We start from the raw sequence: 24,493 nt of genomic DNA on the forward strand, positions 1-24,493 counted from the left end.
TCGCGCCCCCGTGCCTGGGCGCGGCGTCGGCCCGGTCGGACCGTGGGGGTTCCGGCCGGTGGTGCGGAGCAGGGGGCGGTCGTGCGGCCGCCTCCTGCCCTCCGCTTGCAGCGAGTTGACGTTTCGCCAGGTCGGCTCCGTACCCTTCGCAGATATACACTCGGTGTATATCCCTGGTGTATGGTCCTCCCCATGAGTGTTCCTTTGACCCTCCTCGGGCTGCTGGAGCGGGAGCCGAGTCACGGCTACGACCTCAAGCGCGACTACGACTCCCTCTTCGGCCGGGGCAAGCCCCTCCCGTACGGCCAGGTGTACGCGACCCTCGGCCGGCTGGCCCGCGACGGCAAGGTGATGGCCGGTGAGGCCGAACCCGGCGACGGGCCCGAGCGCAAGCGCTACGTCATCACCGAGACGGGGGCGACCGAGTTCGAGACCTGGCTCCGGGACCCGGTCGCGCCCGAACCCAACCTGCAGTCCGTGCTGTTCACCAAGGTGGTGCTGGCCCTCATGCTCGGCCGCGACGCCGAGCAGTACCTGGACACCCAGCGCGCCGCCCACCTGCGCCGGATGCGCGAACTCACCGAACTGCGCCGCGGCGGACCGCTGGTGGACGCCCTGCTCGCCGACCACGGCCTGTTCCACCTGGAGGCCGACCTGCGCTGGATCGACCTCACGGTCGCCCGGCTCGACGCGCTCGCCGCGGAGGTGCGCGCATGACCCCGGTGATCGAGGCCCGCGACCTCGCCCTCGCCTTCGGCGAAACGCCCGCTCTGCGCGGGGCCAGCCTGTCCGTCGGAGCCGGCGAGGTGCTCGCCATCATGGGCCCCAGCGGCTCCGGCAAGTCGACGTTACTGCACTGCCTGGCGGGCATCCTGGTGCCCGACGCGGGCGAGGTGCTGTTCAACGGGCAGCGCCTGGACAGCATGAGCGAGGCGCGACGCAGCGCCCTGCGCCGGGACCAGTTCGGCTTCGTCTTCCAGTTCGGCCAGCTGGTTCCGGAGTTGACGGCCGAGGAGAACGTCGCCCTGCCGCTGCTGCTGAACGGCGTGCGCCGGGGCGCCGCGCTGGCCCAGGCCCGCCCCTGGTTCGCCCGGCTCGGTCTGGACGGCATGGAGAACCGCCGCTCCGGTGAGCTGTCCGGCGGTCAGGCCCAACGCGTCGCGCTCGCCCGCGGCCTGGTGGCCCGTCCGCAGGTGCTGTTCGCCGACGAGCCGACCGGCGCGCTGGACTCGCTGACCGGCGAGCAGGTGATGGAGCTGATGGTCGCCGCGGCCAGGGAGCAGGGCACCACCGTCATCCTGGTCACCCACGAGCCGAGGGTCGCCGCCTACGCCGACCGCGAGGCGATCGTCCGCGACGGCCAGGCCCGTACGCTCTCCGCCGGACCGGTGGCCCCGTGATCCCCTTCGCGCTCAGGCTCGCCTTCAGCGGCGGCCGGGAGGCCGTGGCCCGGCTACTGATGATCGCGGCGGCGGTCGCGATCGGGGTCGGGCTGCTGCTGTCCACCTTCTCCAGCATGAACGCGATCGACCGCGCCAACGAGCGGCAGGTCTGGATGAACACGGGCGTCCAGGGCGCGACGGCGGCCACCTCGGCGGACCCGCTCTGGTGGGGCGCCCGGGTGGACTACTACCGGGGTAAGACCGTCTTCCGGGCCGATCTCGCCCCGACCGGGCCCAACTCGCCGGTGGTGCCCGGCCTGGGCCGACTGCCCGCGCCCGGCGAGTACTACGCCTCGCCCGCGCTGGAGAAGCTGATGCGCGACACCCCGGCCGTGGAGCTCGGGGACCGCTTCCCCGGGCGGCTCGCCGGGACCCTCGGCGACGACGGGCTGCCCTCCCCGGACAGCCTGGCCGTGGTCGTCGGCCGGACCGTGGAGGAGGTCGGGGCGCTGCCGCGGGCCACCACCGTCACCGGCGTCGCCACCGCGCTGCCCACCGACTGCGAGTCCGCCTGCTACGGCGCGGGCGTGCACGGGGACCGGATGGTCCTGGTGCTCACCGTGGTGGCCGCCGCGCTGATCTTCCCGGTGCTGATCTTCATCGGTACCGCGACCCGGCTGTCCGCAGCCACCCGGGAGCAGCGCTACGCCGCGATGCGCCTGGTCGGCGCGACGCCGGGACAGGTGTCGGTGATGTCGGCCGTCGAGTCCACCGTGGCCGCGGTGATCGGCACGGCCGTCGGCTTCGGTCTGTACTTCGCGCTGAAACCGGTGGTGGCCGAGGTGCCGTTCACCGGCGACCGCTTCTTCGCCTCCGACCTGAGCCTGACCCTGCCGCAGGTCGCGGTGACGGTGCTGGGCGTGCCTGCGGCGGCGGCCCTCGCGGCCCGGTTCGCCCTGCGCCGGGTCACCATCTCGCCGCTCGGGGTCTCCCGCCGGGTCACCCCGAAGCCGCCGAGCCCCTGGCGGCTGATCCCGCTGGTGGCCGGCCTCGCCGAGCTCGGCTACTTCGTCGGCAGCAAGCCGGCGACCACCAACGGGCAGTCCGCGGCGTACCTGACCGGCTTCGTGCTGGTGATGCTCGGTCTGATGACCGCCGGTCCGTGGCTCACCATGGCGACCGCCCAGGCGGTGGCCCGGCGGACCGGCCGGCCGGCCTCACTGATCGCGATGCGCCGCCTCTCGGACGACCCGAGGGCGGGCTTCCGCTCGGTCTCCGGCCTGGTGCTGGCGCTGTTCGTGACCACCGGAACCCTGGCCATCATGGGCACCATCAACGCCAACCAGAGCACGCTGAACGGCGCCCCCGAGGTGCGCAAGGCGATCGTGGACGTCCCGTTCGGCAACAAGGAGGACGCGGTCACGCTGCCCTCCGTGCCCGACCGGGTGCTGGCCCGGGCCCGGGCCGTTCCCGGGTTCCAGGGGATCGCCCTGATCCACGACAACCCGGCCCGGATCGGCGCGTTCCAGCAGGGCGAGCGGCGGATGGTGCCCAGCCTGGTCGACTGCGCGGAACTCGCGCGGATCCCCGTGATCGGCCACTGTGCGCCCGGAGCCGCCGTCGCGGCGGTCGACCCCTACCAGCTGGTCGACCTGACGGACAGCAGCGGGCACGAGTGGCCGGCCGCGGCGATCTCCGGGGCCGAGGTGGCCGAGCTCCCGGTGCGGATGCTCTACGCGACCACCGACGGCTCCGAGACGGCCAAGGAACAGCTGCGGACCCTGTTCATGAAGGAGTTTCCCACCTACGAGCCCCGCTTGGCCGAGGACTGGGCCTCCGAGGGGCAGAAGAAGCTCCAGAGCTGGCGGCAGCTGGCGAACGTGGTGCTGCTGACCACCCTGCCGATCGCCGGGTGCAGCCTCGCGGTGAGCGTGGTGGCCGGACTGTCCGACCGCAGGCGCCCGTTCGCGATGCTGCGACTGACCGGCGCGCCACTGCAACTGTTGCGCAGGGTGGTCGGACTGGAGAGCGCGCTGCCACTGCTGGCGGTGTCGGCGCTCGCGATCGGGACGGGCTTCGCTGCGGCGGCGATGTTCCTCAAAGCCCAGATGAGCTACGACCTGGTGTCGCCCGGCCTGACGTACTTCGGGCTGGTCGGCTTCGGGCTGGCCGCATCGCTGGCGATCATCGCCTCCACGCTGCCGCTTCTCGGGCGGATCACCGGGCCGGAGTCGGCCCGCAACGGCTGAACTCCGCACCGGAGTTGGTGACGCGGTGACCTCGCCGCCCGCGGATCAGCGGGCGACGGGGTAGCCGTGCGTCCCCTCCCGCCGCACGCCGTCGAGCCCGGGCAGCCAGCTGCCGAGGACCAGCGCGGACGGGTAGAACATCGGCTCCGGCAGGGCGTCCACCGGGAAGCGCTCCCAGCCGGCGCAGGCGTGCGGCTCGGTGACCACCGCCTCGGCCAGGCTGGGCGGCGCCAGTACGGCGGCGGTCAGCCGTGGCCGGCCGAGCTCGTGGTCCAGGTGCACGGCGAGCACCCGCATCGCCTCGGCGGGCAGCACGATGCCGGTCTCCTCGGCGAGTTCACGGGCCGCGGTCCGCTCGAAGGACTCGCCCGGGTCGACCTTGCCGCCGGGCAGGCTCCAGGTCGGCGGCTCGCCGGTCGTGGTGCGCCGGCCGACCAGCACCCGGCCGTCCCCGGTGGGCACGATGATCCCGGCGCCGAGCACCGGTGCGGTCGTCACTTCGCCGTCATCTCCTTCGGGCGGTCACCAGTTGCCGCGCTCGTAGTCCTTGAGGAAGCAGCCGTACAGGTCCTCGCCGGCCTCGCCGCGCACGATCGGGTCGTACACCCGGGCCGCGCCGTCGACCAGGTCCAGCGGGGCGTGGAAGCCCTCGTCGGCCAGCCGCATCTTGTCCGGGTGCGGCCGCTCGTCGGTGATCCAGCCGGTGTCGACGGCGGTCATCAGGATGCCGTCGGTCTCGAACATCTCCTGCGCGCTGGTGCGGGTCAGCATGTTGAGCGCGGCCTTGGCCATGTTGGTGTGGGGGTGGCCGGCGCCCTTGTAGCCGCGCTGGAACACGCCCTCCATCGCGGAGACGTTGACCACGTACTTGCGGCGCGACGCGGACGCCGCCATCGCCGGGCGCAGTCGGCTGATCAGGATGAACGGCGCGGTGGAGTTGCAGAGTTGGACCTCCAGCAGCTCGACCGGGCCGACCTCGCTCACGGTCTGCACCCAGCTGTTGGTGGGCGCGAGGTCGGGCACCAGGCCGCCGGCGTCGATCGCGGTGCCGGCCTCGATCCGGGCCGGGGTGGCGGAGCCGGTGACGAGGGCGAGCGAGGTGACGTCCTCGGCGGCCAGCCGCTGCTCGCCGCCGCTCGCCTGGCGGGGGAGGGCGGGCAGGTCGACGGTGCCGCTGTTGAAGCGGCCGATCGTGGTGGCCTGCGGCAGCTCGCCGGCCGGCAGCGGGGCCGACTCGGCGTTGACCAGCTCGCGGTAGGACTCCGGCGGGCGGCGCACGGTCTGCGCGGCGTTGTTGATCAGGATGTCCAGCGGGCCGTCCGCGGCGACCTCGTCCGCCAGGGCCATCACCTGCGCCGGGTCGCGCAGGTCGATGCCGACGATCTTGAGGCGGTGGATCCACTCGGCGCTGTCCGGCATCGCCTTGAACCGGCGGATCGCGTCGTTGGGGAACCGGGTGGTGATGGTGGTGTGGGCGCCGTCGCGCAGCAGCATCAGCGCGATGTACATCCCGATCTTCGCCCGGCCGCCGGTCAGCAGCGCGCGCTTGCCGGTGAGGTCGGCCCGGGCGTCCCGGCGGGAGCGGTTCAGGACAGCGCACTTCTGGCACAGGTTGTGGTAGAAGGCGTCGACCTCGACGTAGCGGGTCTTGCAGGTGTAGCAGGAGCGCGGCCGCTCCAGGATGCCGGCGATCTCGGTGGTGGTGACGGTGGTCAGGCCGAAGGCGCCGGCCGTCTCGTCGTCGATCCGGGTCGGGGCGCCGGTGGCGGTGCGGGCGGTGACCTCGCGGTCGTTCGCCGTCTTGCGGGCCCGGGTCTCCTGGCGGCGGCGCTGCTTGAGCGTCCGGAATATGCCGCCGACCGCCTTGCGGACGGTGATCGCGTCCGGGTGGTCGACGTGCAGCTCGTCGAGGTCCGCGAGCACCTCCAGGCAGAGCCGCAGCCGCTCGGGGTCGAGGCCGGGACCGTAGTCGATCTCCTCCTCGTTCTGACCCTGTTCGATGTCCGTCTGCTCGATGCTCACGCCCGCTGCCGCTTCCCAGTCGCCTCGCCGTTACCGCGTGAATGCTACGGGAGCGGCCCGGTCCGGGGCGAAAGACCGACGTGGGGGAGGGCGGGCCAGGGCGTTTGGAGGTTCGTCCATGTCTACACGCGAAGCATTGATCATGGTTTGTGCACACCCCCAGCAATGCTCCTCGAACTGGCTTTTGAGCCGGTGCTCACGGAGAATCGAATGCTGGGTGCAGGGCGCCCGAGTGCGCCCCGGCGGCCCTGCCGCACCCGCACCCGAGGTGTAATTTCTCCCAGCCAGAGAGCCCATTCATGCGTTTCCTGAACGACCTCAAGCCCTCGTACGACCTGACGTACGACGACGTCTTCATGGTCCCCAGCCGTTCCGCCGTGGGCTCCCGGCAGGGTGTCGACCTCTCCTCGAACGACGGCACCGGCACCACCATCCCGCTGGTCGTCGCCAACATGACCGCCATAGCCGGCCGCCGGATGGCCGAGACCGTCGCCCGCCGCGGCGGCCTGGTCGCCATCCCGCAGGACATCCCGACCGAGGTCATCGCCGACGTCATCTCCTGGGTCAAGCGGCGCCACCTGGTGGTCGACACCGCGATCACCCTGACCCCCGGCGCCACCGTCGCCGAGGCGCTCTCGCTGCTGCACAAGCGCGCCCACGGGGCCCTCGTGGTGGTCGAGGACGACAAGCCGGTCGGCGTGGTCTCCGAGTCCGACTGCCAGGGCGTCGACCGCTTCACCGGCCTCGCCGACATCATGTCCCGCGACCTGCTGGTGCTGGACGAGGACATCGACCCGCGCGCGGCCTTCGACAAGCTCACCGAGGCCCACCGCAAGCTCGCCCCGGTCGTCGACCGCGAGGGCAAGCTGGTCGGCCTCCTCACCCGCAAGGGCGCGCTGCGCGCGACCCTGTACACCCCCGCCGTGGACGCGAACGGCAAGCTGCGGATCGCCGCCACCGTCGGCATCAACGGTGACGTCGCGGGCAAGGCCAAGGCGCTGATCGAGGCCGGCGCGGACGTGCTGGTCGTCGACACCGCGCACGGCCACCAGGAGAGCATGATCAGCGCGCTGCGCGCGGTGCGGGGCCTGGACCCGCAGATCCCGATCGTGGCCGGCAACGTGGTCTCCGCCGCCGGTGTCCGCGACCTCGTCGAGGCGGGCGCCGACATCCTCAAGGTCGGCGTCGGCCCGGGCGCCATGTGCACCACCCGGATGATGACCGGCGTCGGCCGCCCGCAGTTCTCCGCCGTCCTGGAGTGCGCCGCCGAGGCCCGCCGGCTCGGCAAGCACGTCTGGGCCGACGGCGGTGTGCGCCACCCGCGCGACGTCGCCATGGCGCTGGCCGCCGGCGCCTCCAACGTGATGATCGGTTCCTGGTTCGCCGGGACCTACGAGTCCCCGGGCGACCTGCAGACCACCGCCGACGGCCGCCAGTACAAGGAGAGCTTCGGCATGGCCTCGGCCCGTGCCGTGAGCAACCGCACCGCCCAGGACTCCTCGTACGACCGGGCCCGCAAGGCGCTGTTCGAGGAGGGCATCTCGCACTCCCGGATGTTCCTCGACCCGGCCCGCCCGGGCGTGGAGGACCTGATCGACTCGATCGTGGCCGGTGTGCGCAGCTCCTGCACCTACGCGGGCGCCAGCAGCCTCGAGGAGTTCCACGAGAAGGCGATCGTGGGCATCCAGAGCGCGGCCGGCTACGCCGAGGGCAAGCCGCTGCACTCCAGCTGGGCCTGATCGCCCGCGCCCGTCCCGGCGGCCGCCCGGCACCCCGCTTCGGGGAGCCGGGCGGCCGCGGTCGTGCCGGGGGCGTCGTCGCTCCTGCCGTGCTGCTCGTTCTGCCCGGTTCTCCCGGCGCAGCGCTCGTACGGCACCAGCGGCAGCAGCAGGGCGTGGCCGAGCAGGCCGACCGAGCCGTCCAGCGCCGCGGTGAAAGCCCCGGTGGCGGCCGGGAGCCCGCGCAGCTCCCAGAGGGCCCGGACGGCGGACCAGGCCCCCTCCCGGGCGGCCTCGACCGACCAGGCCCCCAGCAGGTGGGTCAGCGGCTCGGCGCAGTCCAGCAGCTCGGGCCCGGGCAGCAACTGCTCCCGGACGACCGACTCCACCTCGGCCAGCACCCCGTTGATCCGGTGGTAGTCCCGCTCGACGTCGGCGGGCTCACAGCCCCGCCGGCGGCAGAGGTCCACCACCGCCAGCGGCAGGTCGTGCTGGATGTGGGCGTTCATCCCGGCCAGCGCGAACTGCAGCGGATGCACGCCCGGGTGGGCGCGCAGCGCGAACAGCGGCCGCCAGCAGGCGGGCGGCTGCTGCCCGGCCCCGTCGGCGGCCACGGCCAGCAGGTACCGCCCGGCGAACACCGCGTCCAGCTCGGCCATCGCCGGCGGGTCGGCGAAGTACCCGTCCGCGAGCCGGTCACGGACCGCTTCGGTGACGGTGAGGTAGAGCCGGTTGAAGACCGCCACCCCGTCGGCGAGGGGCAGGGCCGCCGCGATCTCCCGCAGCCGGTCGACCACCTCCTCGATCGTCACCGGTGTCCGTGCCGTGGCTGTACGGGCTGTCACCGCCCGGGCCGTCACCGCTCGGGCCGTCGCTGTACCGGGCATACGCCACCCTCCGAGGCTGATCGTGCACTGATCGCATCATCGTGGCAGCGTGGAGATATGCCTGTCGGCGCGGCGCGCGTTCGTCGAGCCGCTGTCACACGATCAGGCCGACCGACGCCGCTTCGAAGCGGCGTGAACCTGAACCCGGGCGGCGCTCCGCGGTTGTGCCTCGCCTGCCCCGTACATCCCCACCTCCTGCCATGGTTCCGATCCCGATCACCCGCCGTACCCGGATCGCCGCCGACCTGTACCCCTCCAACGCGGCTCTGTACGCCGACCCGACCCTGGCCGAGGGCGTGGACTACGGTCTCCGCTACCGCCGGCACCTGGACAACCAGTGCCCGCAGGGCCGTACGGCCTTCGTCCGCACCACCGTCGTCGCCCCGCACGGCGGCGGAATCGAGGGCGGCACCTCCCAGCTGTGCCTGGCCGTCGCCGGTTACCACCCCGCCGACCTCGCCCCGACCCCGGCCACCGGGCCGGTGCACGACTACTGGATGTTCGAGGGTCTGCGCTCCTCCGGCAACCGCGCGCTGCACGTCAGCTCGAACCACTGCGACGACACCGTCGCCCGCGCGATGTGCTCCGACAGCCTCAACGTGCTGTCGCTGCACGGCTGCACCACCGCCACGGCCGGCCTGGAGGCCGGTACCCGGGCGGTGCTGCTCGGCGGCCTGAACCACGGCCTCCGCCTGTACCTGATGGAGGAGTTCGCCGCAGCGGGCATCCGGGCCGTGAACGTCTCCGGTGGGCAGCAGCTCGCCGGAGACGACCCACAGAACATCTGCAACCGCACACTGCTCGGCACGGGCGCCCAGCTGGAGCTGACCACCGAGCTGCGGACCGCGATGTTCGCCCCGACCAGGAACGCCCGGGCCGACGCGGGAGCCAACACGCTGCCGCTGTTCTGGAGCTTCGTCACGGCCGTCCGGACCGCGATCCAGCGCCAGGAGGCGACCCAGCCGATCCGGTACGCGTGAGCCACCGCCCGCCCGCCGCGGCGGACGTCAGCCCAGCTCGTACTCCAGCACGTAGGTGTGGGTGCCGGACTCGTCGACGGCCAACCGGAACTCGCCGGTGATTCCGGCCAGCCCGCCCGCCCCCGTGCCCGGCACCACGCGTATCGTCACCCCGGTGGTGTCCCAGGCCGCGTGCTGGAGCACGAACGAGCCGGCGCGCCCGTCCAGTTCGCCCGTCACGTGCTCCACCGCGACGTACGAGGCGGGCCCGCCCGACGCGCCGCCGACGGACAGCATCCGCACCTCGCTGCGCCCGTTCAGCCCGCCGGTGAAGGTCTTGGCGATCCTGACGCGCCCGAAGGAGGCGCCCTCGTGCTCCTCCGTCTCCACCGGCTCGAACGCCGTCAGCTCGAACGACCCGCTCGCCACCGCACCCATGACACGCTCCCCTCGTCGGCCCGTACGTCCGCACCGTCGCGGCGGACGGTCGCCAGATCGTCGACCTGCGTGAAGCCTGGCACACGGTACTGACAGTCGCGCCCCAGCCCGTCGCCCGCCGCCGGTGCGGGGCCTCACTGCTCCCAGAGCAGCGCCAGCAGGGCCGCGTCGTCGGCCAGTCCGGCCTCCCCGACCCAGCCGCGGACATCCGCGAGCAGGGCGTCCAGCAGGTCCTGCGGGTTTCCCGCGGGCAGGCAGGGCAGACGTTCCGCCAGCGGGTAGAACCGGCCCTCGGCGTCCCGGGCCTCGGACACGCCGTCGGTGTGCAGGAGCAGCAGGTCGCCGAGCCGCGGCTCGAAGCGGCCCGCCGGGTAGCCGCTGCCGGTCAGACCGAGCAGGCCCAGCGGCGGCGCAGGGAATGGCGGCTCCAGATCGCTCACCCTGCCCCCGCGGCGCAGCAGCGGGTCGGGATGGCCGCAGTTCACGATCGTCACCGTGTCCCGGTCAGGCGCCACGTTCAGCAGCAGCGCGGTGGTGAACCGCCCGTCCTCAGACCGCGCGGCGAGCGCCGCGTCCATCCGCTCCGCCACTCGGGTGAGGTCGGGCTCGGTCCGTGCCGCCTCCCGGAACACGCCCAGCACGTCCGCCGCCGTCTCCACCGCCGGCAGCCCGTGTCCCTGCACGTCCCCCAGCAGGATCCGCACCCCGAAACGCGTCTCCATTACGGCGTACAGGTCCCCGCCGATCCGTGCCTCCGCGGCCGCCGCGACGTACCGCACGGCCAGTCTCAGCGGTCCGATCCGCCCGGCGGGCGGTCGCAGCAGGGCCCGCTGCGCCGCCTCGGCCACCGTCCGGACCTGGTACAACTGCCGCTCCCGGGCCGCCACCAGGACGACGTTGGCGGCGCTGGCCAACGTCGCGGCGAGCACCGTGATCAGCGCGGTGACGTGCACCTCGGTCGGTAGGTCGGTGTTGGTGGTCTCCAGCAGCCCGACCGCGAGGACGGCGATCGCCCCGGCGATCAGCGGCACCCGGGCCGTCCGGGTGGTCGCTCCGGCCAGCACCGGCGCTACCGCGAGGACGGGGGAGAGCGTAGTGCCGGGGCCGGTCACCAGATCGGCCACGACGGCGCCGACCAGCAGCGCGATGGCGCCGTACAGGAGCAGCCGGGTGCGTCGCGGCAGATGGAGCGGCGGCACACCGGCCGGGCCGTCGTCGGCGGTCACGCGTCCTCCAGGGCAGAGCGGTCCTAGGGTCCACTCTGGTCCGTGCCCCCGCAGGCGGCACCTCGGACGGGAGACGGCCGGGCGTACCCGACTAGGCTGGGCGGCGAGATGAGACGCAAGAGCCGCCGCCCGGCCTCCCCCCTCCCGCAGCGCAACGGCGTGGACCCGGTGCACCTGCGGCTCCCGGCCGAGGGGCCCTGGCGGACCGTTCGTGCCCATCTGGTCGAGCGGCTGCCCACGGTGGCGGCCGAGCGGATCGACGCGGCGTTGCACGGGCGGGAGATCGTCGGCGAGGACGGGCCGGTCGCGCCCGACGCGCCCTTCCGGCCCGGCGCGCACCTGTGGTTCTACCGGGACCTGCCGGACGAGGTCCGCGTCCCGTTCGAGCTGGAGGTACTGCACCGGGACGAGCACCTGGTCGTCGTCGACAAGCCGCACTTCCTGGCCACCACCCCGCGCGGCAGGCACGTCGTCGAGACGGCGCTGTCCCGGCTGCGGCACACCCTCGACCTGCCCGCGCTCAGCCCCGCCCACCGGCTCGACCGGCTCACCGCCGGCCTGGCCATGTTCGTGGTCCGGCCGCAGGACCGCGGCGCCTACCAGACGCTCTTCCGCGATCGGCTGGTCCGCAAGGAGTACCAGGCCGTCGCCCGCTACGACCCGGCGCTGAGCCTGCCACGCACCGTCCGCAGCCACATCGTCAAGGAACGGGGCGTGATCGCCGCCCGTGAGGTCGACGCCCCGCCGAACAGCGAGAGCGGGATCGACCTGCTCGAACACCGCGACAACCTCGCCCGTTACCGCCTCCGCCCGCTCAGCGGACGCACCCACCAGCTGCGGCTGCACATGTGCGGCCTCGGCGTGCCGATCCTCGGTGACCCGGTCTACCCGGTGGTGCTGACCGAACCGGCCCCGGACGACTTCCGTCGGCCGCTCCAGCTGCTCTCCTCCGTCGTCGAGTTCACCGACCCCCTGACCGGCCGCGAGCGCCGCTTCGAGAGCCGCCGCACCCTGGCCGCCTGGACCGACCCCGAGGGCTGGGCCCTCGGCGCGTCCTAGTGTCCGTCCTCGAACTCCTCCCGACCGCCCGGGGACGGGAGTTCGATCACGGACCCCGGATTCGGCGAACGACGGGGCCACCGTGATCACGGGCAGCTAAGGGGGATCCCGGACGGGGGCTGACCCGGAGGGCGACGCGGTGCCGGTGGTGGTGCCGGCTGTGGCACCGCGTTGCCGCCGGCCGGTCCCGGACGCCGGGGCGTCCGGGGACGAGGACGGGGATGCGCCGGCGAAGGACTCGTCCGACTCCTCGGCGCGGCCTCCCGGTGCTCAGGGCAGCACGTCGATCCGGCCCATCTGGCCGTGCGAGGAGTGCACCAGGTGGTGGCAGTGATAGACGTACTCGCCCGGGTACTCGCCCCAGGTCATGGCGATCCGGACGCTCTCGCCCGGATGGATCGCGACGGTGTCCTTCAGCCCTGCCTCGGCCGGGCCGACCGGCTCCCCGTCACGGTCCAGGACGCGGAACCGCACCAGGTGGGTGTGGAAGGAGTGGGGGGCGTGGAAGACCCCGGCCGGCCGGCGGGTGAGGTGGTTGTGGATCGTCCAGATCTCGCTGGTGCCGACGGTGGTCCGCACGTCGGTCCGGTCCGGGTCGTACTTGCGCCCGTTGATCCTGGTGTCAGGGAAGGTCGTCAGCCAGAAGTCCCGGTGCACCGTCGCCTCCGGGATCGGCGGCAGGGTCGCCAGGACGTCCGGTACCCGGCTGCGGTCCTCGGCCGTCCGGGTGATGTCGAAGCGCAGCACCTCGGGCCGCTCGGTCTCCAGCGCGGCCGTGTTCTCCAGCACCACCGATTCACCGACCGGGTAGCGGGCGAAGTCGACCACGATCTCGGCGCGTTCGGCGCCGGCCAGGGTCAGCTCGTGCAACTCCACCGGGCCGGCGAGAAGTCCGCCGTCGGAGGCTATCTGGGTGAACGGCGCGCCGTCGGCGAAGCGCAGCGATACGTGGCGGTTGGGCGAGACGTTGAAAACCCGCAGCCGGTACTTGCGCGCCGCCACCTCGAAGTAGGGCCGCTCCTTGCCGTTGACCAGCATGTGCGGGCACTCGTACGGGTCGGTGTAGACCAGCCTGCCGTCCGTCTCGATCCGGGCGTCCCGGATCAGCAGCGGGATGTCGTACTCGCCGCCCGGCAGCGGCAGGCCGCTCTCGTGCGGGTCGCTGAGCAGGTAGGCGCCGGCCAGGCCCCGGTAGACGTTCTCGGCCTCCAGCCCGTGCGCGTGGTCGTGGTACCAGAGCGAGGCGGCCACCTGTTCGTTGGGGTAGCGGTACTCGCGGGTCTCGCCGGGCTCGACGAGGTCCATCGGCAGGCCGTCGTACTGCGACCGGACGTGGCCGCCGTGCAGGTGGACGGAGGTGTGCACGTCCAGGTCGTTGGTCTGCTGGACCACCACCTCCCGGCCCTTGACAGCCCGGATGGTCGGCCCCGGGAAGCAGCCGCCGAAGGCCCGGACGGTGGTCAGCAGCCCCTTGACGATCTCCACCTCGGTCTCGGCCATCCGGAGCTGGTACAGGTCCGAGGAATCCGTCCGCGACACCGGGCTCAGCACCGGGGGCACCTGCATGGCGTGGGCGAAGGGGACGATCCGGGCGGCCCGCCCCCTGGCTCCCGAGCGGGCCTGAGCGGCCGTCGGTGCGGCTGGCGCGGTCTGGGCCAGGTTCGGTATGAGGCCCCATGGGAAGAGGGCCACCGGGCCGCCCAAGGTGGCGGCCCTGAGGAGGTTTCGTCGGTTCAGCATCCTCGGTCTCTCTGTCCGGGACCCGGCGGTCGGTGTGCCGCCGGGCAGATGATCGCCGGCCGTGGTCGCCGGCCGCCCCGCCCAGCGGCTGCCGCGCACATGAGGGGGCGCGGGCCTGACGGTGGCTGACCGTGCGGCTCACGCCGCGCTCGGTAACCGCCCCGCTGGCTCAGTATCAGCGGGCTTCGCGCGCTCTGCACCGCGACCGCATCCGCGCGTGAACCCCGGCATCCCCGGGGCGGCCGGCGTTCCCGGGACGTTCGGTGGCCAACTCGTGCGGCGGCGAGCGCCTGGCGCGGGCTGGGCGTCCGGCCGCGCGCGTCGGGCCCGACACGCGTCGGACCCGACGGAGAAGGCCGGGAATCCCCACCGGTCGGTCAGGTGGTGGCCGGTACGACATTGGTGGCCGCGACCGCGGGACGGACCCGTCTGGCCAGGTCCACGGCATCGCCCTCGGCCCAGATGTGGATGAAGAAGAGGCGCGGTTCGTCCGTCAGGCCGTGGTTGTGGAGCTCGACGAGTTCGATGCCTCCCCGCCGCAGCAGCGCGAGGACCTCCTGGACCTCGGTGGCGACCATGGCGAGGTCGCCGCTGAGCGCGGCCCGTCCCCGGCCGAGCGGCTGGAAGTTGAAGGCCGAGGTCGCGCCCAGGCCGGGTGGCAGGACGTGCCCCTCGTCGACGACGGTCTCGCGGCGCAGGAAGATGCACGAATGGACGTCCTCGCTGCTGTTGCCCGCAGCACCCAGTGCGGCGTCGATGCCGGCGGTGTCCAGATCGAGGGGTCGGTGTGGTCGGTGCGGTCGGTGCGGTCGCGGTGCCGGCGTGCCGGTGCGGTCGAGCGCGGTCCGCAGGCCGCGGGCCAGCGCCACGGCGTCGTGGCCGTGTGCGCAGACATGGGTCCACCAGACCTCCGGCCGCTGCCCCGGCAGGTGTTTGTGGAGGGCGGTCAGGGCGATCCCCTGAGCCTGGAGCGCGTCGGTGAACGCCGGCAGCTCCTCCGCGGTCACCACCAGGTCGCCCATCATCAGGGTGCTGCCGTCGTCGTACCGGGCGAAGGAGGCGTGCGAGCCCAGAGCGAGCCCGGGGGTGATGACGACGCCGCGACTCACCACGTGCAGGTCGTGCCGCGGGAAGGGCGTGTGGTGGTAGGTCGAGCGGATGAGGCCGCCCGGGCGGCCGAGAGCGCGCACGACGTCGCTCCAGTCCGCCTCGCTGGTGGTCACCGGGGTGGGGGCGGGCCCCATGCCGCCCGAACCATGGGCCGCGGCCGACGTCGTGCACGCAGCCCCCACCAGACCGGCCAGCACTGGCATCAGTCCGGCCGCCGCCAGCAGCGGTCGTCGCGGTAGGGCGGGGGGAACAGGGTTCCCGGGGGTCGCGTCTTCGGTCTTCACAGGCACCTCCAGAGCCCGGAGCGAGGGCGGGAGCCGGTCCCCGCGTCGTGCTCCGGCGGCGCGGGGGCCGGCTCCCGTCCGGGCCGGCCGCCAGGGGTGTGCCGGCGGCCGGACGAACGATCGGATGGGGGAACGGTTCGACTTCGTGGTCAGGAACCGGGCGAGGCCCAGGTGCCCAGGGACATCTCGGCGGTGATACCCGGGCCGAACCCGGCCATCAGCCCGTGGTGGCCGTCGAGGGCCGACTCCTCGTCGAACATCCTGGCCAGGGCGTCGAGCACGACCGCACTGGCGATGTTGCCGTACTGCGTGAGGGTCGCTCGGCTGAAGCGGAACGCCTCGGGCGGCACCTTCAGGAAGCGGCTCAGGTCGTCCAGGATCCGCGGACCACCGGCGTGGATGATGTAGAAGTCCAGCATGCCCACGTCCCACTGGTGTTGCTCGGCGACCGCACGCAGGGCCGGGCTGAGCGGCTCCATCGTCCCTGGCACCCGTTTGTCCAGCTGGAAGTGGAATCCGGTGGGGCGGACCGCGTAGGAGATCCACTCCTCGGTGTTCGGGATGAGGTACGAGCCGTTGCGCTCCAGCCGGATCCCGGTGCCACCCTCGCCCCGGACCACGGCGGCGGCGAGCCCGTCGCCGAACAGGCCGTTGGACAGCAGCGACCCCACGCCCAGGTCGGTGGGCTGGTAGCACAGCGAGCAGAACTCGCAGGCCACGATCAGCACGTTGGCGCCCGGGTAGGCCGAGCAGAAGTCATGAGCCCGGTTCACCGCCGCGCCGCCGGCCGCACAGCCCAGCTGCGCGATCGGCAGCTGCCGGGTCTCCGGCCGGAAGCCCAGCTTGTTGATCAGCCACGCCGTGAGCGACGGCATCATGAAGCCGGTGCACGACACGTAGACGATCAGGTCGATCTGGGACGGCTCCACTTGGGCTGTTTCGAGGGCCCTGACCACCACCTCCGGGACGCGGGCCTTGGACTCCGCCTCGAAGATGGCGCTGCGCTCGTCCAAGCCCGGGTGCTTCAGCACCACGTCGATGGGTTGGATCAGGTGCCGCGTCCGCACCCCGGTGTTCTTGATGAGGCGCAACGCCAGATCGAGCTGGGGATGGTCGTGGTGGAGCCTGCGTGCCAGTTCGAGGGTTTCCTCGTTGGTGATGACGTTCTCCGGCACAGCTATCGCCGGCTTGCACAGAACGGCCATGGGACTTCCTCCAGACGGGCGGAGTTCCCGGTGAGCCCCCGGCGGGGCGGGGAGTTCCAGCACTCGACGGCAGCCGCTGTAGCCGGACACATGGGGACCGGCGCGGCGGCGGGACTCACCGGGCGGGGCCCGAAAGCGCGGCGGACGAGTCGGCAGAGCGAGGATCGGATGCTCGCTGAGCGGGTGGTTGCGCCGACCGCGAGTCGGTTCGGGCCACGTCAGCCCAATCTATGGAAGGTGGGTCCGGCACGCACCTCGACCCGCACACTGCGAGGTGCGTGCCGAGGTGCGCGGTAAGCCGGAAGCGAGGTGGCGGCGGGCGAGCGCCGGGGCGTGCGGCGCCGTCACCAGGTGACCGGCAGCCCGAGCGGATAGCGCCAGATCGACGAGGTGTTCCACGCCAGCTCCGCGGCCGGCTTCGCCAGCGCGATCCTGGGGAAGCGCTCCAGCAGGGTCCCGATGGCGACTTCGAGTTCGGTGATGGCCAGCGGTGCGCCGAGGCAGTGGTGCGCGCCCCAGCCGAAGGTCATGTGGGACGGGCCGGTCCGCTCCAGGTCCAGCTCGTCGGGCCGCTCGAACCTGCGGGCGTCCCGGTTGGCGGTCAGGTACGAGACGTGCACGATGTCCCCCGCCGGGATCGTCACCCCGCTCAGCTCCACGTCCTCGAGGGCCACCCGGGGGATGCCGACGCCCTTGCGGAACGGGATGAGCCGCAGCATCTCATGGATCACCTGGGTGAGCATCTCGGGCCGTTCGCGCAGGACGGCGCGCACGTCCGGCCGGGTGAGGACGGTGTACGAGAGGTTGCCGAGCTGGTACGTCGTGGTGTCCTGGCCGGTGATCAGCAGGACCATGGCCATCACGGTGAGTTCCTGCTCGTCGAGGACCTCGTCCCCGTCCCGGGCCGTGGCCAGCGCGCTGATCAGGTCGTCACCGGGGTTCCTGCGCCGTTCGGCCGTCAGCTCGGCGAAGTACGCCCGCAGGTCGGCCTTGGCTCGCACCGCGGCCGGCTTGTTGTCCAGGTCCATGTTCATCATCGTCCGGGCGTTGGCGCGCAGCTGTGCGCTGTCGCTCTCGGGGATGTCCAGGACCTCGCAGATCGTGATCAGCGGGAGCGGGTGGGCCAGGTGTTCCATCAGGTCGGCGGGGGGACCCTGGTCCCGCATCCGGTCCAGCAGCTCGTTCACCACGTGCTGGGTACGGTCCCTCATCCGCTCGATGTGGTCGGCTGTGAAGCCCTTGGACACCAGGCTGCGCAGGCGGGCGCTGGCGGGCGGGTCCATGACGTTGATCGCCTCGGCCTGGACGATCGGCTCGGGAGTCATGCGCGGGAAGTCCCGGCCGACGATGGCGTGGCGGCTGAAACGCCGATCAGTGGTCACTGTGCGTACGTCGTCGTACCCGGTGACCAGCCAAGCCTCCCCCTCGCCGTAGGGCAGGCGGATGCGGCTGACCGGTGCGTCGTTCATGAGCTGCCGGAGGATCGGGTCGAACTCAAGGGCTTCGGCGAAGTCGAACGGGCAGCTCCGCGCGCTGGAGTCGGTGGACATGCGGACCTCCGGGTCTGGGCCGTGCGGGCCGGACGGGTGAGGCGGACGGAATGGACTGACCACCGGTACCCGATCGGTCGGCCGCACACACCGGTGGAGACGCCGCACCGCCGGTAATTCATCCGGGCTGATCAGTGGCGGGGGCGCCCGTGCCCCGTGGACGGCGGTCTGACCGAGGACGACCTGGAGGGCACAACCACCGGGTGCGGCGTCCCGTCCGGCCGGACCAGGCCCGCGTCAGTCACCACGAAGGACGAGGCGGAGCCGGTGAGCCGAACCCGGGTACGAGAACCCTGGCAGTACTAGGCCGAACGAACGACGGGGTCCCGGGCCCGGTGGCCGATCCGCGGCCCGGCCACGCGGCGCGATCGTGGGGGCATGAACGCAGCACAGCACACCCACCTCGCGCCCGTCGCACTGGTCACCGGCGCCTCCCGCGGCCTCGGGCTGGCCCTCGCGCACGCCCTCGCCGGCGAGGGCTGGCAGCTGGTGATCACCGCCCGCGGCGCTGCCGAACTCGCCGAGGCCGAAACCGCCCTGGCCGCCGTCACCAAGGTGGTGGCCCTGCCCGGCTCGATCGTCGACGACGACCACCGGGCCCATCTGGCCGAGGCCGCCGAGGGCCTCGGCGGCGCGAGCCTGCTGGTCAACAACGCCGGTTCGCTCAACGGCGCCGTCACTCCGGGCACCGAACCGCTGCCCCGGCTGGCCGACTTCCCGCTGCCGGACCTGCTGGAACTCTTCGAGGTCAACGCGCTCGCCCCGATCGCCCTCACCCAACTCGTCCTGCCCCAAGTGCGTGCCCACTCCGGCGCCGTCCTCAACATCAGCTCGGACACCGCCGTGGAGGCCTACCCCGGCTGGGGCGGGTACGGCGCCAGCAAGGCGGCGCTCGACCTTGCCACGGCCGTACTCGCCCGGGAAGAGCCCCAGGTGAGGGTCTGGGCGGTCGACCCGGGCAACATGCGCACCCGAATGCTGCAGGAGGCCAGTCCCGGCGAGGACATCTCCGGCGAACCGCTGCCCGAGGAGGTCGCGCCCGTCCTGATCGGCCTGCTTCGCGACCGCGCCCCCTCCGGGCGCTACCGCGCCGAGGACCTCGCGGCGGCGCCGGTGGCCGACCGGGGTGGGCGATGACGACCCTGACCGAACTGGACCTCCACGTCACCGTCCCGCCCGAACTCTCCGCCCGCGCACCGGCCGAGGCGCGCGGCGGCGCCCGGGACGGCGTACGGATGCTGGTCGGCCGCCGCGCCACCGGCGCCGTGGAACACCGCCGCTTCACCGAGCTGCCCGAAGCGCTGCGCCCGGGGGACCTCCTGGTGGTCAACAACTCGGGCACCCTCCCGGCCGCGCTGCCGGGCCGACTGCCCGACGGCACCCCGGTCGCTCTGCACCTGTCCTCCGCACAGCCGGACCAACGGGGCTCCCACCTCGTCGAGTTGCGCCGACCGGTGCCGGGCTCGGCAGCTTCCTACTACCCGCCGCAGGAGTCACCGGCCCGGCCGGGACTGCACGTCGCACTGCCGGCCGGCGGGGCGGCCGAGCTGGTGCAGCCGTTCACCGACCGCCTCTGGTACGCCGAACTGTCGCTGCCCGCAACCCTGTTGCCGTACCTGAGGCTGCACGGACGGGCGATCCGGTACGGCTACGTGGACCGCGACTGGCCGATCGAGGCCTACCAGACGGTCTTCGCGAGCGTGCCGGGCAGCAGCGAAATGCCCAGCGCAGCGCGCCCGTTCACGCCGACGGTGGTGGCCCGGCTGGCTGGTCGGGGCGTGCTGGTCGCTCCCGTCACCCTGCACACCGGAGTGGCCTCGCCGGAGGCGCACGAGGCCCCGTACGCGGAGCGCTTCCGCGTCCCCGCCACCACCGCCCGGCTGGTCGGCCACGTCCGGGCCGGGGGCGGACGGGTGATCGCCGTCGGCACGACCGTCGTCCGTGCCCTGGAGTCGGCCGTCGGGCCGGACGGCACGCTCCAGGAGGCGGACGGCTGGACGGAGTTGGTGATCACCCCGGAGCGCGGGGTGCGCGGGGTGGACGGGTTGCTCACCGGCTGGCACGAGCCGCGCGCCTCCCACCTGCTGATGCTGGCAGCCGTCGCGGGCCGCCCGCTGCTGACGGCCTGCTACCGGGAGGCCGTCCGACAGCGGTACCTGTGGCACGAGTTCGGCGACGTCAACCTGCTGCTGCCGGACTGAGCAGGTCAGCCGGTCACCGGGTGCGCGGCGAGGCCGCCGCCGGCAGCACGTTTGCGGGGACGGCACCGGGGAGCGGCAGGGCCTGCCCCGCGGGTGGGCAGGCGATCTCGGTGCCGGCCCGGCAGAGGCCGTTCAGGCGAGCAGGGTCTGCGCCACGTGGTGGGTGTCCAGGTACTCGCGGACGGCGGTGATCAGGCCGTTCTCCACGGTGAACACGCCCAGGCAGTGGTTCTCGTACGCGGCGCCGTTGGCGGCCTTCCCGACGGCGGTCCACTCGGCCACCGCCTGCGGGCCGTCGGCGAGGACGTGGGTGAGGGTGAGGGTCGGCAGGCCGTCAGGGGCGAACAGGGTGCCGACCTGGCCGAGGAAGTCGCCGAAGATCTCCTGCTTGCCGTGCCAGGTGCGGGAGAGTTCGAGGTTGCCCGGGTAGGTCCAGGTGGCGTCCTCGGCGAACAGGGCGATGGCGGCGTCCCGTTCGCCCGCGGCGAGCCGGGTGACGTACTCGGTGACGACGGTGCGGGCGTCGGTCTGCTGCATGGTGGGCTCCTCTGGTCCGTCCGGTCGGGGCTCTCCCGCCGTGGCACCAGCAAAGGCCACCGGCCGTACCGGTGGCCAACAACCCCCGGCCCGCACCGACAACGGTCGGTTGTTCATGCAGACGGGAAGCCCGGTGGCAGCTCCAGTTCGAACCAGACCACCTTGCCGTCGGCCGTCCGGCGGCTGCCCCAGCGGTGCGCCAGTTCGTTGACCAGGTGGATGCCGCGCCCGCCCTCGTCCTCGTTGCGGGCACGGCGGAGCCGGGGTGTCCCGCTCTCCCGGTCGGCGACCTCCACGGTGAGCACCCGGGTGCAGAACAGGCGAAGCTGGGTGGGGGATCCGGCGTGCACCAGGGCGTTGGTGATCAGCTCGCTGGTGAGCAGCTCGGCCCAGTCGGTGAGTGCGGTCAGCCCCCAGGCGCTGAGCGTCTCCCGGGTGAAGCGGCGCGAGTGGGCGACCATCGCGTGGTCACCGGTGAGCGGCAGGGAGGCGATCCGGTCGGCTCCCTCCGGGCGGACCTGCGCCATGATGACGGCGATGTCGTCCTCGGCGGTGCGCCCGGTGAGCCGGGTCAGGACGGCGTCGCAGGTCTGCTCCAGCGAGTGGCACCGGTCGGCGACCGTACGGCAGAGCAGTTGCAGGCCCTCGTCGAGGTCGCGGCCCCGGCGTTCGACCAGGCCGTCGGTGTAGAGGGTCAGGATGGCCTGCTCGGGAAGGGTGAACTCGACGCTCTCGAAGGGGACTCCGCCCACGCCCAGCGGCGCGCCGGGCGGCAGGTCGACGAGACGGGCGTTGCCCTCGGTGTCGGCGACCACGGGCGGCAGGTGACCGGCGCAGGCGGCGGTGCAGCTACGGTCGGCGGGGTCGTAGACCACGCAGACGCAGGTGGCGAACTGGCCCTCGCCGAGCGCCACGGTGGCCTCGTCCAGCCGGTGCAGCACCCGCGTCGGGTTGAGCTCCAGGGTGATCAACGTCCGGGCCACCGTCCGGAGTTGGCCCATGGTGGCGGCGGCGCGGATGCCGTGGCCCATCACGTCGCCGACGATCAGCGCGACCCGCCCGGAGGAGAGCGGCACCACGTCGAACCAGTCGCCGCCGACCTCGCTGACCACGCTGCTGGGCAGGTAGCGGTAGGCGAGCTCCAGACCGATGGTGCGGTGGATCTCCTGCGGCAGCAGACTGCGTTGGAGGGTGAGCGCGGTGTCCCGCTCCCGGCGGTAGAGCCGGGCGTTGTCGATCGCCAGCGCGGTGCGCGCGGCCAGCTCCTCGGCCAGTGAACGGTCCGCCGGCCCGAACGGCACCGGATTGTGGGTGCGGACGAACTCCGCACCGCCCAGCACGAGTCCGCGCGCCACCAGCGGCACCATCAGGTACGAGTGCACCCCGGCGGCCAGTCCCGGCTGCACCCGGTCGGGGGAGGCGACGATCCGCCGCAGCTCCTCCTCGGTCACCGTGGAGACCAGGATCGAGTGCCGGGTGCGCAGGCTCTGCGCGTACACCTCGGCCGACTGCGAGGTCTCACCGACCTGGTCGGCGGCCGCCGTCATGCTGCCGTCCGGCGCGGACTCGCCGACCGCCACCGCCCGCATCAGCACCGAACCGTCCCTCGGCACCGGGCCCGGCTCCTCGCCGCCGAGCACCGCGTCGCGCAGGTCCACCGTGACGAAGTCGGCGAAGCGCGGGAGCACCACCTCCACCAACTCCCTCGCGGTGCGGTGCAGATCGAGGGTGGTGCCGATCCGGTTGCTCGCCTCGTTCAACAGACCCAGCCGCTGCTGGGCGGCCCAGGCCTCGTCCAGCGCCCGCTGCCGGGCGGCAGCCGCGTCGCGCTCGCGGGTGAACAGCAGCGCGTTGTCGATCGACACCGCCGCCCGCACCGCCAACTCGCCGGCCAGCGCGAGGTCCTCGTCCCCGTACGGACGCTCCACCAGGGTCCGGTAGAAACCCGCGACGCCGACCGGACTGCCGCGCGCGATCAGCGGAACGACCATGAACGAGCGCACGTTCTGCTCCCGTACGGCGGCGGTGCGCACCGGGTCCTCGGCGAACCAGGCCATGCCCTCCTCGTCCATCCGGGGCACCAGCACCGGCTTGCGGTGCGCCAGGCTCCACGCGTACGGCGAACCCGGCAGGAAGCGGTGCACCCCGCCCAGCCGTTCGATCGGGGCCAGGGTCGAGCCGCGCACCGAATGGAACGCCATCCGCCGCAGCAGCGCCGAACCGTCCGCCGGGGGCCGCACCTCGCGCTCGCCCCGGACCAGCTCCTCCAGCACCTCCACCACCACGGTGTCGGCCAGCCGGGGCGTCGCCACCTCCGCCAACTCGTTCGCGGTGCGGTCGAGATCGAGCGTCGTGCCGATCCGGGCGGACGCCGCGTTCACCAGCGCCAGCCGCTCCTGCGCGGCCTTCGCCTCGCGCAACGCCTGCTGCCGGGCCAGCACCGTCTGGTGCTGGCGCAGGTACAGCCGGGCGTTGTCGATCGCGACCGCCGCGCGCGAGGCCAGCTCGTCACCGAGCGTGATGTCGGCCTCGGCGAAGGACTCCCGCTCGCCGCGCCGCGAGTACACCACCATGCCGAGCGTGGTGCCGCGCGCCACCAGCGGCGTGATCCGCACCGAACGCGGGCGGTCGCCCAGGACCGCCTGGCGGCGGCTCTCGCTGAGAGCGTCGGCCAGCGGCACCAGCTCCCAGGACGGCACCACCACCGTCCGCCCGGTGATCAGCGCCCGGGCGTACGGAGAGTCCGGCGGCAGCTCGTAGACCGAGTCCACCGGCAGGGCGCCGGCCGGGTACAGCGGGTCGGACGTCGCCAGCGCCAGGCGACGCACCAGGTGCGGGGCGTCCGGGGCGGCCGGCTCGACATTGCGCCCGGCGATCAGCGCCTCCAGGGCGAACACCCCGCTGAGGTCCGCGACCCTCGGCACCATCGCGTCGGCCAACTCGCGGGCGGTCTGCCGCAGGTCCAGGGTGGTGCCGATCGAGGCGGTCGCGTCCACCAGCAGCGACAGCCGCTCCTGGGCCCGGGCCGCCCGGGCCTCGGCGCGGTAGCGCTCCGTCACGTCGATGATCGTCGCGCTCACCCCGAGCACCCGGCCGCCCTGGTCGGCCAGCCGGAAGTACGAGGCGGACCAGGCCCGGTCGCGCCGCGGATCCCCCGGCGTGCGGCCGTGCGTACGGAAGTCCACCACCGGCACGCCACTCGCCAGCACCTGCCGCATCACCGCCTCGGTCTCCGCGGCGTTGCTCCCCGGCAGCACCTCGGCCACCCGGCGGCCCAGGTGTGCCTCGGCCGGCAGGCCGTTGCCCCTCGCCAGCGCCTCGTTCAGCCGGACATAGCGCAGATCGGTGTCGAAGACGGCCATACCGACCGGGCACTGGGTGAAGAAACCGTCCAGCACGGCCAGGTCCGCCTGGATCCGCCGCAGCGTCGTCACCTCGGAGGCCACCGCCAGCACCAAGGGTGCCCCGCCCGGCCCCTGGACCGGATGCGTACGGAACTCCAGGTTCACCAGATGCCCGTCCCGGTGCCGGACCGGAAACACCCCCGACCACTCGCGGCCGGCCAGGATCTCCCCGAACAACTCCAGTACCTCGGGCCGCTGCTCGTCCGAGGTCAACAGCTTGGCCGCCTTCGCGCCCACCGCCTCGTCCGCACGGTAGCCGAGCAGCGCCTCAGCGTCACCGCTCCAGTGCAGGATCCGCCCGTCGGCCTCGATCAGGGCCGTGGCGATCGGTACCATCAGCAGGGCGTCCTGCTGAGGATCCGCCCGGCGCTGTCCGTCGTCGTTCACCATGGCCAGAGAACCGCCCAACCACCCGGGAACCCGTTCCCACCAGCCCTGTCATCCTCGCACGCAGGCCCCACGCGTCGCTCATCGAACTCGGACACGACGCGACACCGAAGCGTCACCAGCGCCGCGAACCAG

19 protein-coding genes are annotated in these 24,493 nt (G+C 72.9%); 8 read left to right on the plus strand and 11 right to left on the minus strand.

All coding sequences use genetic code 11. From position 1 onward, the window contains the following. The first annotated feature begins 192 nt into the window (after window positions 1-192). From HS99_RS36005 to HS99_RS36015, 3 genes are read left to right on the plus strand one after another with little or no spacing between them, the layout of a single operon-like run. Complete coding sequence (locus tag HS99_RS36005; RefSeq protein WP_030279862.1) at window positions 193-717, plus strand: PadR family transcriptional regulator; 525 nt, start codon at window positions 193-195, stop codon at window positions 715-717. Beyond that, entirely contained in the window at window positions 714-1,400 is a 687-nt protein-coding gene (locus HS99_RS36010; RefSeq protein ID WP_030279861.1) for an ABC transporter ATP-binding protein, read from the plus strand. Before HS99_RS36005 ends, HS99_RS36010 begins: the two co-directional genes overlap by 4 nt. Continuing rightward, window positions 1,397-3,631, plus strand: coding sequence for an FtsX-like permease family protein (locus HS99_RS36015; RefSeq protein WP_030552468.1), 2,235 nt, complete (start codon window positions 1,397-1,399; stop codon window positions 3,629-3,631). Before HS99_RS36010 ends, HS99_RS36015 begins: the two co-directional genes overlap by 4 nt. Before the next feature lie 45 nt (window positions 3,632-3,676). On the opposite strand, the gene HS99_RS36020 is transcribed toward HS99_RS36015, so the two are convergent. Continuing rightward, a complete protein-coding gene (locus HS99_RS36020) occupies window positions 3,677-4,129 on the minus strand; it encodes a nucleotide triphosphate diphosphatase NUDT15 (RefSeq protein WP_046385422.1) in 453 nt (150 codons plus the stop codon). Between the two features lie 24 nt (window positions 4,130-4,153). Further along, window positions 4,154-5,647 carry an SDR family NAD(P)-dependent oxidoreductase gene (locus tag HS99_RS36025; protein ID WP_094742915.1) on the minus strand — a complete coding sequence of 498 codons (1,494 nt, stop codon included), beginning with the start codon at window positions 5,645-5,647 and terminating at the stop codon, window positions 4,154-4,156. Window positions 5,648-5,952: 305 nt separating this feature from the next. Here HS99_RS36025 and HS99_RS36030 point away from each other — a divergent pair, with 305 nt between their 5' ends. After that, window positions 5,953-7,392 (plus strand): GuaB1 family IMP dehydrogenase-related protein, encoded by a 1,440-nt coding sequence (locus HS99_RS36030; RefSeq protein ID WP_030279857.1) that lies wholly within the window; start codon window positions 5,953-5,955, stop codon window positions 7,390-7,392. On the opposite strand, the gene HS99_RS36035 is transcribed toward HS99_RS36030, so the two are convergent. Beyond that, a complete protein-coding gene (locus tag HS99_RS36035) occupies window positions 7,353-8,183 on the minus strand; it encodes a DUF5995 family protein (RefSeq protein ID WP_063737998.1) in 831 nt (276 codons plus the stop codon). The genes HS99_RS36030 and HS99_RS36035 overlap by 40 nt on opposite strands. Before the next feature lie 275 nt (window positions 8,184-8,458). On the opposite strand from HS99_RS36035, the gene HS99_RS36040 reads away from it, so the two are divergent. Continuing rightward, window positions 8,459-9,238: a poly-gamma-glutamate hydrolase family protein gene (locus HS99_RS36040; protein ID WP_046385424.1), complete on the plus strand. Its 780-nt coding sequence runs from the start codon at window positions 8,459-8,461 to the stop codon at window positions 9,236-9,238. Window positions 9,239-9,265: 27 nt separating this feature from the next. Here the strand turns inward: HS99_RS36040 and HS99_RS36045 are convergent, their stop codons facing one another. Together HS99_RS36045 and HS99_RS36050 are read right to left on the minus strand one after the other, a co-directional pair. After that, a complete protein-coding gene (locus HS99_RS36045; RefSeq protein WP_030279854.1) occupies window positions 9,266-9,655 on the minus strand; it encodes a DUF3224 domain-containing protein in 390 nt (129 codons plus the stop codon). Between the two features lie 134 nt (window positions 9,656-9,789). Further along, window positions 9,790-10,881 carry a PP2C family protein-serine/threonine phosphatase gene (locus HS99_RS36050; RefSeq protein ID WP_037828450.1) on the minus strand — a complete coding sequence of 364 codons (1,092 nt, stop codon included), beginning with the start codon at window positions 10,879-10,881 and terminating at the stop codon, window positions 9,790-9,792. A gap of 108 nt (window positions 10,882-10,989) precedes the next feature. Here HS99_RS36050 and HS99_RS36055 point away from each other — a divergent pair, with 108 nt between their 5' ends. Continuing rightward, window positions 10,990-11,940: a pseudouridine synthase gene (locus tag HS99_RS36055; RefSeq protein ID WP_030552464.1), complete on the plus strand. Its 951-nt coding sequence runs from the start codon at window positions 10,990-10,992 to the stop codon at window positions 11,938-11,940. Between the two features lie 270 nt (window positions 11,941-12,210). Here HS99_RS36055 and HS99_RS36060 read toward each other — a convergent pair whose 3' ends face one another. The 4 genes from HS99_RS36060 to HS99_RS36075 form a co-directional block, all read right to left on the minus strand. Next, window positions 12,211-13,680 carry a multicopper oxidase family protein gene (locus tag HS99_RS36060; RefSeq protein ID WP_030279851.1) on the minus strand — a complete coding sequence of 490 codons (1,470 nt, stop codon included), beginning with the start codon at window positions 13,678-13,680 and terminating at the stop codon, window positions 12,211-12,213. 377 nt (window positions 13,681-14,057) lie between these two features. Next, window positions 14,058-14,924 (minus strand): DUF1259 domain-containing protein, encoded by an 867-nt coding sequence (locus HS99_RS36065; RefSeq protein ID WP_223886128.1) that lies wholly within the window; start codon window positions 14,922-14,924, stop codon window positions 14,058-14,060. 299 nt (window positions 14,925-15,223) lie between these two features. Further along, complete coding sequence (locus HS99_RS36070; RefSeq protein ID WP_030279847.1) at window positions 15,224-16,279, minus strand: type III polyketide synthase; 1,056 nt, start codon at window positions 16,277-16,279, stop codon at window positions 15,224-15,226. 344 nt (window positions 16,280-16,623) lie between these two features. Continuing rightward, the gene (locus HS99_RS36075) at window positions 16,624-17,829 is read right to left on the minus strand and encodes a cytochrome P450 (protein ID WP_030552462.1); all 1,206 of its coding nucleotides are present in this window, start codon (window positions 17,827-17,829) and stop codon (window positions 16,624-16,626) included. 378 nt (window positions 17,830-18,207) lie between these two features. Between HS99_RS36075 and HS99_RS36080 the strand changes: the two genes are divergently transcribed. Both HS99_RS36080 and HS99_RS36085 read left to right on the plus strand, forming a co-directional pair. Beyond that, on the plus strand, window positions 18,208-18,966 hold the full coding sequence (locus HS99_RS36080; protein ID WP_043387591.1) for an SDR family oxidoreductase: 759 nt from the start codon (window positions 18,208-18,210) through the stop codon (window positions 18,964-18,966). Next, complete coding sequence (locus tag HS99_RS36085; RefSeq protein WP_030279841.1) at window positions 18,963-20,030, plus strand: S-adenosylmethionine:tRNA ribosyltransferase-isomerase; 1,068 nt, start codon at window positions 18,963-18,965, stop codon at window positions 20,028-20,030. Before HS99_RS36080 ends, HS99_RS36085 begins: the two co-directional genes overlap by 4 nt. Window positions 20,031-20,162: 132 nt before the next feature. Here HS99_RS36085 and HS99_RS36090 read toward each other — a convergent pair whose 3' ends face one another. Then, window positions 20,163-20,567, minus strand: coding sequence for a nuclear transport factor 2 family protein (locus HS99_RS36090; protein ID WP_030279839.1), 405 nt, complete (start codon window positions 20,565-20,567; stop codon window positions 20,163-20,165). Window positions 20,568-20,680: 113 nt separating this feature from the next. Further along, window positions 20,681-24,361, minus strand: a complete 3,681-nt coding sequence (locus tag HS99_RS36095) for a SpoIIE family protein phosphatase (protein ID WP_050366920.1) — start codon at window positions 24,359-24,361, stop codon at window positions 20,681-20,683. Window positions 24,362-24,493: the final 132 nt, after the last annotated feature.

Origin of the sequence: Kitasatospora aureofaciens (assembly GCF_001188955.3) — a bacterium.
Classification (GTDB): Bacteria; Actinomycetota; Actinomycetes; order Streptomycetales; family Streptomycetaceae; genus Kitasatospora; species Kitasatospora aureofaciens.